The sequence below is a fragment of the Wolbachia endosymbiont of Protocalliphora sialia genome (assembly GCF_053891855.1).
Window position 1 is genome coordinate 1 of the sequence record NZ_JAIUJX010000022.1, and the last position, 9,648, is coordinate 9,648.

Sequence of the window (9,648 nt, forward strand, 5' to 3'; positions counted from 1 at the left end):
AAAAAAATGGTCTAGACAAATGGGTGCATTATAGAGGAAAAGTGGAAAAAAGCACAAGAATTGATAAGTAATCAACCGTATCGAGGAGTAAAATATGAGGAAGCGCTACTAAAGGGAATAATTAAATGTAAGAGCTGTGATGTAAATATGACGCTGACATACTCAAAAAAAGAGAATAAGAGATATCGATATTACGTATGCAACAATCATTTAAGGGGAAAGGGTTGTGAATCAGGAAGCCGAAATGTAATAGCAGGAGAAGTAGAAAAAGAAGTAATGAAGAGAGCAGAAGATTTATATGAAAAATGGGAAGAAAAAGCGGAAGAGTGGAGTTTTGGAAAGCAGAAAGAAGTAGTGAAAAAGTTAATAAAGGGAGTGATGGTAAAAGAAGATGGAATAGAAGTGCGTTTAGAGGGTAAGGTAGAATTTGTACCAATAAAGAAGAAAGGAAATAAATGCAGGATAGTAGAGCCAGAAGGTAAAACAAATAATGTGCTACTGAAAGCAGTGGTAAGAGCTCATTCGTGGAAACGTCAACTGGAGGCAGGAAAATATGGAAGTGTGAAAGAGCTGAGTGCCAAAATTAATATAGGTACAAGACGTATACAGCAAATTTTGAGGCTGAATTATTTAGCACCAAAGATTAAAGAAGACATAGTAAATGGGAGGCAGCCAAGAGATTTGAGGTTAGCTGAATTAAGGGAAATACCGATGCTTTGGGGTGAGCAATTGAAGAAATTTTACGGCTCAGCATCGTAACGTTTATAAAAACAACAATATGAAAAAACATCGAAAAAAGTATGTGCCAGAAAATTAAAAAAGGTTATTGCAAAAGGAGCTACTACAAAGGGCCACACAAAAAGATGTTGAAATTGATATAGAAGAGCAAATAAATGTTACAAAATCAATTATGTAGAAAATCAATATAAGTGATGAAGATTTTAGCATATTAGGTGCAACAATGGTAGAAGATGTATCCAATTTTAGCTGCATATTTTAATAGTAGATTTAGAGGAAAATTCTTTAAACATCAAAAAAGGCAATACTCTAAACTTCAGCACACAACTCCAGGAAATAGTACATGTCGAGCAATCTATAGCCCCTTTTGAATCTGAGAGTGTACTTGAAAATCCATAAACATTAAGTAAACTTTTTAAATAAAATAGTTTCTTTTTCAACTTACTAAATAAACTTCTCCCATCATTGCTGTGTAACAAATCATATACAAAGCTATGGTCTACTTACAAGCAGTGCCTTCTGTTGATGAGATGCTTTTTCTATCTTTAACTCATCCATACTACAGCTTGGCAAGCTTGAATAGCATAAGGAATCTTTTTGTTCTTGCGTTTGTTTTGCCAAGGCCTTATTTCTATAAAGTAGGGGTTGAAAATGATCATGGCCTCCATTTACCATATGTAAGACACTATTGTGACTATAATCTATCTTACCTGCTTTTGATCCTGAGCTATCTATTAACTGATGCAAGAACGGATCTTGTTGCTTATCAATAGTGTGCAATGGGTTACTTTCTGCAACATGCAATTTCACACCATACTTATCACAAAGTATTCTGCCCTCGATATCGGAACGTCCCCAAAATTCATTCTTTCCAATGCTATTGATATATTGGTTACACGTAATTCCACGATTTACGAACTCACCTTCAACCTCATCAAAGTCATTGCCAATTTTACTTATAAACCACTCTGGAGGATTGTCTTGCGCAAATCTCTTACACTCATTCCTTAACTGCTCTACAGTAACTTTGATTCCCTTCTGTTGTTCCAGACTTTGCCTGAATGAATCAAAAAAACAGCTTCCATTATTGATTGCGTGCCCTAAATAGAAGTCATCAGGTATGTTTGATTTTTGCTCTTTATCACCTTGTTTTTCTGCCTTTTCAATAATTTCTTCCTCTAAACTAAAAATCTTACTCCAGTTGTATTTACCTTCTAACCCCAATTTTTTACTTTCCTTTTCTGCTGCTTTAGCTAAGTCTGTTTTAGAAATATCCCCTTTTTCTTCATAGAACCTAGATAAAATTTTAAAGATATCTATCAGGTAAGTTTTTACGTCAAAATTCTTCTCCTTTTTTACAATATTAGACTCAATATTGCGTAAATCTTGTAATAACTTATGCCTTCTAGCAATTTCCTCCATAGAATCCCTTCTTAACTCTTCACGTTCTGTCCATTTGTTGTTAGACTCGCTTATTACTTCAGGATGCATTAATTTTCCAGACCTTTCAAAATATCCCTGTTCAATAGCATAGTAGACATCATAATCACCAAGTGCACAATCCTCGCCTAATTCTTCTTCATGACCTTTGAATTTTTCCAATACTTCCTCTCTATTACTCACTTCTACTATAATTTTGCTTTTATCTTGTACGTCAGGATACAGTCTAACGTCTATATTTCCCAAACTGGTATAGAAAGTTAATACTATATCGCTGCCTTCTGTAAGATCTGTGTAATTCCTTATGCCATCTTGGGTTATAATTTCTACCTCACTTTTGCCAATTTTTATTACACTCCTTCCATATCCTTTTTCTCCTTGAGGTATTCCTAAATTCCTTGTTCTATCTGTGATTTTTGCAACATCTACTATACTATCCTCTGAGTATTCTAAGTAAGATACACTGTTATCGATTTTTCCATCACACAGTTGACCACTGGTAGCATCCCTTGCAACTCTAAAAAATTCTTCAGCATAATTAATGTACTCTACATGAGCCTTGATTACATTAGCTTTATGATCTTTAAACTCTCGTTCTATTGTATCAATGACTTTTAAACTATCTGAGTTTTTTAACTTTGCTCCTCTCGATATTAATGCACATACTATATCACTGGCAATTCCATAGCTTCCTTCTAACTTAGCAATTTTTTCTAGTACGTGATCTGCAAAGTAATAATCTTTGTCTTTAGCAAAATTTAATCTCATTCCAGAAGCTATAATCTCATTTACAACTTCCTGTAGTTCAATCATGCTTTTAGCTTTTACTACCTTACTCAAAAACTTATTTAGCTTAGCAAGTTGATTTGTTTGATACATCTCTGACAAGAGACTATCACATTTTTCACAATTATCTTGCTTATTACCTACAAAGTCAGTTGCTCCTGCTTTTAAGAGTAAAGCTTTTACATCAGGAAATTGACAAAACGGCCAAATTGAACCATCACCCTTAACATTTAAAACTATCTTTACATCTTGGTTATTTTTATGTTTATCTAAAAATTTTTTCAGATCTTCAACACCTGGACCATAAGGATTATCCCAATCTTCATCAGAATCTGTAGCTTTAACCATTTTACGTAGTTGGTCTCTTAACTTTTTTTGGTTGTCAGTTAAAAAACACTCCATAATATTGTTGCTATCAATTGCAATTTGCAGTGGGGTTTTTCCATTGTTATTTTTTATGTTTAAATCAGCTCCTTTGCTTATGAGTAAATCCATAACCTTTCTGCTATAATCATTACAATTAGCAGCATAATAGTGTAAAGGTGTATTACCTTTTTTATCTTGTATATTTGGATCAGTTTTTGCATCTAAGAGATACTTTAGACCTTCATACTCACTGGAATAAATAGCAGTATCATGCAAAAGTGTTTTACCTTTATTATCCTGCATATTTAAATCAGCACCAGCTTTGAGAAGAGAATGAATGGCTTCATCGTGTGCGACAAACACATTCAATACTGTTGTTCCTAGATGTCCTCTTTTTAGATTAAGAACGTACTTCAGGTCTTTATTTTTCTCGTTACTTTCTAAAAACTGCTTAAGATTTGAAAATGAGTCATAATTCCCCATATTAAAATCTTTTATAATACTATTGAGTAATTTTTGATTTAACTTTTTTTGACTCTCTTCCAGTTTTAAGTTAGGTGCATGAATAAGCCACTCATCTATTAAATCCTCTAAGTATTTTTTATCATCTATCAAACTTCTATCAGCCCAAAATAAATCTCGCTTAATGAATTCATAATAACTATCTACTGGTAATTCAGTTGCTTCTGTTTTTGGGCTACCTATTTCTGAACACTCTTGTCCAGCACTTAGGTCACACTTCAGTTTTTGCTCATCAGTGTGTTTGCTTTGTTCACTGATAGGTTCTGCAATATATTTTACTGGCCCTGTACCCATATTACCTGCTAGCTCTAGATATAGGATATATTATATAGAATGTGTAGTATGTGTCAAGCTAATTTCAACATAATCTTTTTACTACTCATATTTTTGTTAAGTTTTTATGGTGAGTACTGCTAGGTTAAAAGTTGTTTATTACTGGAAGTTTTAGCCAATTTTACTATAGATCAACAAAATTGAGAACACCAGCTATATTGAATATATAGGAATATGATGCTTTAAAGGAGTACGGAAACTGCTGAAGTTTTTACAGCAAACCTGTATAGAGCAACTTCAGCAGAATAAACAAATACATGCCAATATTAGTAGAGAACTATTTACAGGTCAACTAACTTTTTCAAAACATATTTTAGTGAAAGTACCATGCTAGTTAGTGTTATAAAAAATTCAATTGTTTACTCCTTCAAAAAAGGGCGTATCTTTGTGAGAACAAGCAGCTTAAAAATAAGGTTATAAAAATAGAAGTTTGAAATCTTTGCAATAAAGTTAGGCAAAATAGTTCGTATGTAGATGTGGGTGAAATGGGCTAATGTGGTTAGTTTTAGCGTATAATAAAATTACCGTATAAAAAAGTTCGTACGGTACACATGGTAGACCATGACATCCCAAAACAAACTCTTCTCTCACTGGCTAATTTTGGTTGTTAAAAATGGCTGCAATATTTAAGTTATTAGTGATGTATATTATTAAGCTAATGATAGTTTATTTGAAAGTACAAAGAGAAATTTATGGTAGTTTTCTACTTTAACTAGAATAAAATTCTTCTGATTCATACCTCCCATTTTATGAAAATATTCCTAACTTTTCCGCTACTTTTTCTTGTCAAGGTCAATTCTTAAGAAGAGCTATAAGTTATTGCGTGACGATATAACCTAGAGAATTTCATCCATAATTTTCCGATTATTAATAACTTTGCTATAAGAATATAATTTTGAAGGGGTGTAGGATGAGCGATTTAAGCAGAAATATAAATGATGAATTACTTAAGGCTGCTAAAATAGGTAGTACTGATGAAGTAACCCGTCTAATAAGTGAAGGAGCAAGTGTTAATGCAGTAGATGATAAAGGAAAGACTCCTTTACATTTAGCTGCTGAAAAAGATCATAAAGAGATAGTAAAGATCCTATTGGACAAAGGGATAAATGTTAATGCAAAAGATGTTGATGGAAAGACTCCTTTCGGTTTAGCCACTAATGAAGAAACAAAAGCTCTATTGCAAAACACAAATGAATTACTTAAGGCTGCTAAAATAGGTAGTACTGATGAAGTAACCCGTCTAATAAGTGAAGGAGCAAGTGTTAATGCAGTAGATGATAAAGGAAATACTTCTCTACATTTAGCTGCTGAAAAAGATCATAAAGAGATAGTAGATGCTCTACTAGAAGTAAAAGGGATTAATGTTAATGCAAAAGATGTTGATGGAAATACTCCTTTACATTTAGCCGTTATTAGTGGCTGTTCAAAGGTGATAGAACAGCTTGTAGGGTCACCAGGTTTTGATCTTAATATAAAAAATAATTTTCACTGTACTCCACTAAATTGTCCTCTTAAAATTTACTCATACGATAAATTAGATGCAGTTGAAATTTTAATTAAAGCTCTATTAAATAACAAGATTGATGTTACAGACTCTGCCGGTGATATTTTAAGTTGGGCTATAAAATTAGGCTACTCAAATATTGTTAAAGGACTTATCAAGCTACCAGGTATCGATGTTAATAAATTAGATCGCTCTTTTAGTGATGGTGGATTCCCTCTATATCTTGCTGTTAAGGAGAACAAGATTAGTATAGTCAAAGAACTATTAAAGGTACCGAATATTGATGTTAACAAACAGCAAGTTATGTATCGCATTGATAGACCAGAAAGTTATGGTTATAATTCTTTAAGTTTGGCTATTCAAAATGGTTATAAAGAGATAGTAGATGCTCTACTAGAAGTAAAAGGGATTAATGTTAATGCACAAGGTGTTCGTGAAAAAACGCCTTTACATTTAGCTACTGAAAAAGATCATAAAGAGATAGTAAAGATCCTATTAGAAAAAAAAGCGGACGTTAATGCAAAAGATGGCTATGGCAATATTCCTTTACATTTAGCTGTTGAAAATGGTCATAAAGAAATAGTAGATGCTCTACTAGAAGTAAAAGGGATTAATGTTAATGCACAAGGTGTTCGTGAAAAAACGCCTTTACATTTAGCTGTTGAAAATGGTCATAAAGAGATAGTAGATGCTCTACTAGAAGTAAAAGGGATTAATGTTAATGCAAAAGATGTTCATGGAAAAACGCCTTTACGTTTAGCTGCTGAAAAAGATCATAAAGAGATAGTAGATGCTTTTAATGAAAAAATAAAAACTCTATTAAAAGAATCAGGATCAGAAACTACAAATCAAGGAGCTGATAAAATTGTAAGCTTAGAAAGCAAAACACTACAAGCACAACAGGGAGCTATTAATGCAGGACAAGAAACACAAACAGAAGAACAGACGAGCTCTTTTTTTGCCAATTTATTTAGCATAGTTATGAAGCCTTTTTCTTTAATAGGATCATTTTTCAGTGGATTCTTCTCATGGTTATTTGGTTTTAACACTGATGAACCTGTCTCACAATCTGATGATAATATTTATTCATCTGAATCTAATTTATTTGACGATAATAGTTATGATGCAACGCATATGAGTTTTATGGAGTAGCATGATATGTATTAAACAAGACTTGATCTGATACTTTAAAAAAGTAAGTTATAAAATAAAAAAAGAAAGGAGTGTTAGATATGAGTACGATACAAACAAAAATACTAAAACCAAAGTTAGGGTTATTATACCAAAATCCATTACTGACCGAACAAATAAGAAACATTACAAACTCGTTTAATAGTAGTACTGGAAATATTGACAATAAAATCATGTGTGATTCATAGAGGTTATTGCAGCAAAAATGTAAGATAAAATAAAAACTTTGACTTGTGATAGTTTAAATACCTTATTACAATAATATGAATAAATTCATCAACAAGAGGCAATCAGTAAATGGATACCAAAGTTAAGTTGCGTCTGAATTGGATAGAATTATACAAAAAATTAGGTCATGCAGGCAAAGTATGTCAACACTATAACATTTCACGCTTTACCTTACGAAAATGGTACAAACGTTATGAAAAGCTAGGTGAACAGGGATTGTCAAACCTTAGTAGCAGGCCTAAAACTTTACCCTTACAAAAAATCAACAAGTCAAATGAACAGCTCATTCTTCATCTGAGAAAAGCTAGAAAATTAGGAGCAAGACGTATTCAAGCTGAATTAAAGCGTTTACATGATATCTCTTTTGCATTGGCTACTATACACAAAGTTTTGAAGAAACACGATGTAAGTCTTTTACGTATTAAGCGCCACTATCGCAAGCAGATTAAGCGTTATAACTGCAAAGTGCCAGGAGAGCGTGTACAAATGGATGTTTGCAAAATATCTTCGGGGCTTTATCAATATACTGCTATAGATGATTGTACGCGTTATAAAGTTATCGCATTATACTCAAGGCGTACTTCAAAAAATACTCTGGATTTCCTAAAACAATTAAGGGAAAGGGCTCCATTTCATTGTCAAAGGATTCAGACCGATAGAGGACAAGAATTTTTTGCTTACGAAGTGCAAGAGTGTCTAAAAGAATGGAAAATAAAATTCCGTCCAATTAAGCCGTTTTCCCCACATTTAAATGGTAAAGTAGAAAGAGCGCAGCGTACAGATTTAGATGAATTTTATAGTAGCGTTAACATTAAGGATTATGAATTGCAAGTCAAGCTTAGGGATTGGGAAGAATATTATAATAAACAACGTCCTCATAGCTCTCTTCAGGGAAAGACTCCTTGGGAAAAATATAAAGAACTGGAAAAAACAATTCCTTGTCTAAGTGAAATACAAAAAAATTATATCTCATCAAAAGAAACATTTGTCATGCAAAATTACAAACATAACCAAGAGTTAAAGTCACTTCAAAAATATAAAACCTCTTAACAGGTATTTCAAGTTCAGACTTGATCTGACAAATTAGTTGCAATAACCTCTATGAATCACACACATCAAATACTACAAATTCAATCTCACAAGTTGATGCACCGATGGATGTAAATGGTACAATAATGTTACTTGATTTATTAATTAGAAAAGTTACAGGTCAGAAGTATATTTCTACAATAGATCAGTCTATATCTCCACTAGAGGCACAGGAATATACACTCAATATTACAAAGGGATTTGAGAAAGTAGTAGAGCAAGCTGGATTAAAAAGTGGTGTATCAATGCATCGATTAAATATTGATTATATGGGAATGCAAAAAGAGATTACTAGAAAAGTCATGAGTGGTAAATTTAATGAGATTTCAGGGGTTTTAAGCTCATATATAGAGAAGGCATGTCCTAGTAGAGAAGCTGGTAAATTAAGTCCGAAGAAATTTGACAAGTTTATAGCTCAACTTAATAAGGGACTGCTAAATCAATCAATAGAGCACAACGTAGATGGTAGATTAGAAGTTAATGGTGCAAAGCAAATGAGTTTAGAGCCTCAAAGTTATTTAAGTAATGCTTCAGTTCACAGCCATTCAAAAGCATCAACTTGTCTTTCTGAAATAGGAGTAACCAAGCTCGGAGGTAATCTTAATAGGTAGGTTATAACGTAAGGGATAATATGCCAAGTAGTGAAAAATTTCAAGTGAGGGTAGCAAAAATAATTAGGGGAACCAGTAGCAAGTTTGATGGTCTTAATACTAAAATGGATGAAGTAGATGTTACAGGTAATAATGCTAAGTTGTTAATGTGTTTTCCATATTGAACTTACGGCACGTAGCTTTGATATAGAAGTTTGGGTAACGTTATGATATTAATTTATATAATTCTATGTGGAATCTTTATAGCTATTTTAGACAGTTCATTAGACTCTTAATTGGGGGTATGTTCGACTCAGGAAAGGTTTTGATAAATGTTGGAGTGAATAAGTAGGAATATTATGTTTTTTCTTTGAGTTGTGAAATTTCAGAATGAGAGAGGCCAGTTGTCTGGGAAATAACATCAATGGGGATACCAGCTTTAAGTAAATTTTTTGCAACTTCAATTTTACCTTCAATTTTACCTTTTTCTTCGCCGATTTGGATGCCTTCTTGTCTACCTTTGTGAGTAGCATCATCGAGTTTTTGTTCCAAGATAGCAGCTTCTTTTTGTAAATCCATTACCCTTTCTTCATAAGCCACTAGATCCTTCTCATTCCAATGAAACTTATCTAACTCATCATATGCTAGCTTTATTATTGGTGACTTTTCTGCTATTTTTCTTAAATCTTCATCCGTAGTTTCTTCTGCATATTTGAAGAAAAATAGCCAACGATCTACTACATTTTCTAGCTGCTCTTCCCTGCTCTTAGGAAACTTTGGCAGCTCAATGAAGATAAATTGAAAATCTTTTAAGTCATGCTCGTTAGTTTTTTCATCTCTTATGGTATGGCTAGATATATA

General features: G+C 32.8%; 7 protein-coding genes and 1 pseudogene. 6 read left to right on the forward strand and 2 right to left on the reverse strand.

The annotated features are described in order from the left end of the window. Window positions 1–27: 27 nt before the first annotated feature. Window positions 28–759: pseudogene (locus tag LB100_RS05675) on the forward strand (zinc ribbon domain-containing protein); the annotation flags it as partial. Between the two features lie 471 nt (window positions 760–1,230). Here the strand turns inward: LB100_RS05675 and LB100_RS05680 are convergent. Beyond that, window positions 1,231–4,146, reverse strand: coding sequence for an ankyrin repeat domain-containing protein (locus LB100_RS05680; RefSeq protein WP_456201681.1), 2,916 nt, complete (start codon window positions 4,144–4,146; stop codon window positions 1,231–1,233). A gap of 949 nt (window positions 4,147–5,095) precedes the next feature. On the opposite strand from LB100_RS05680, the gene LB100_RS05685 reads away from it, so the two are divergent. The 5 genes from LB100_RS05685 (at window position 5,096) to LB100_RS05705 (ending at window position 8,972) form a co-directional block, all read left to right on the forward strand. Next, window positions 5,096–6,841 carry an ankyrin repeat domain-containing protein gene (locus LB100_RS05685; protein WP_456201682.1) on the forward strand — a complete coding sequence of 582 codons (1,746 nt, stop codon included), beginning with the start codon at window positions 5,096–5,098 and terminating at the stop codon, window positions 6,839–6,841. A gap of 80 nt (window positions 6,842–6,921) precedes the next feature. After that, window positions 6,922–7,068, forward strand: coding sequence for a hypothetical protein (locus LB100_RS05690; protein WP_264336560.1), 147 nt, complete (start codon window positions 6,922–6,924; stop codon window positions 7,066–7,068). A 109-nt stretch (window positions 7,069–7,177) separates the two neighbouring features. Then, window positions 7,178–8,158: an IS481 family transposase gene (locus tag LB100_RS05695; RefSeq protein WP_264336561.1), complete on the forward strand. Its 981-nt coding sequence runs from the start codon at window positions 7,178–7,180 to the stop codon at window positions 8,156–8,158. Window positions 8,159–8,262: 104 nt separating this feature from the next. Continuing rightward, window positions 8,263–8,808, forward strand: coding sequence for a latrotoxin-related protein (locus LB100_RS05700; protein ID WP_456201683.1), 546 nt, complete (start codon window positions 8,263–8,265; stop codon window positions 8,806–8,808). Window positions 8,809–8,828: 20 nt separating this feature from the next. Then, entirely contained in the window at window positions 8,829–8,972 is a 144-nt protein-coding gene (locus LB100_RS05705) for a hypothetical protein (protein WP_456201684.1), read from the forward strand. Window positions 8,973–9,144: 172 nt separating this feature from the next. Here the strand turns inward: LB100_RS05705 and LB100_RS05710 are convergent. After that, window positions 9,145–9,648: Rpn family recombination-promoting nuclease/putative transposase (locus tag LB100_RS05710; RefSeq protein WP_456201685.1), on the reverse strand; the 504-nt coding region annotated here is incomplete at its 5' end.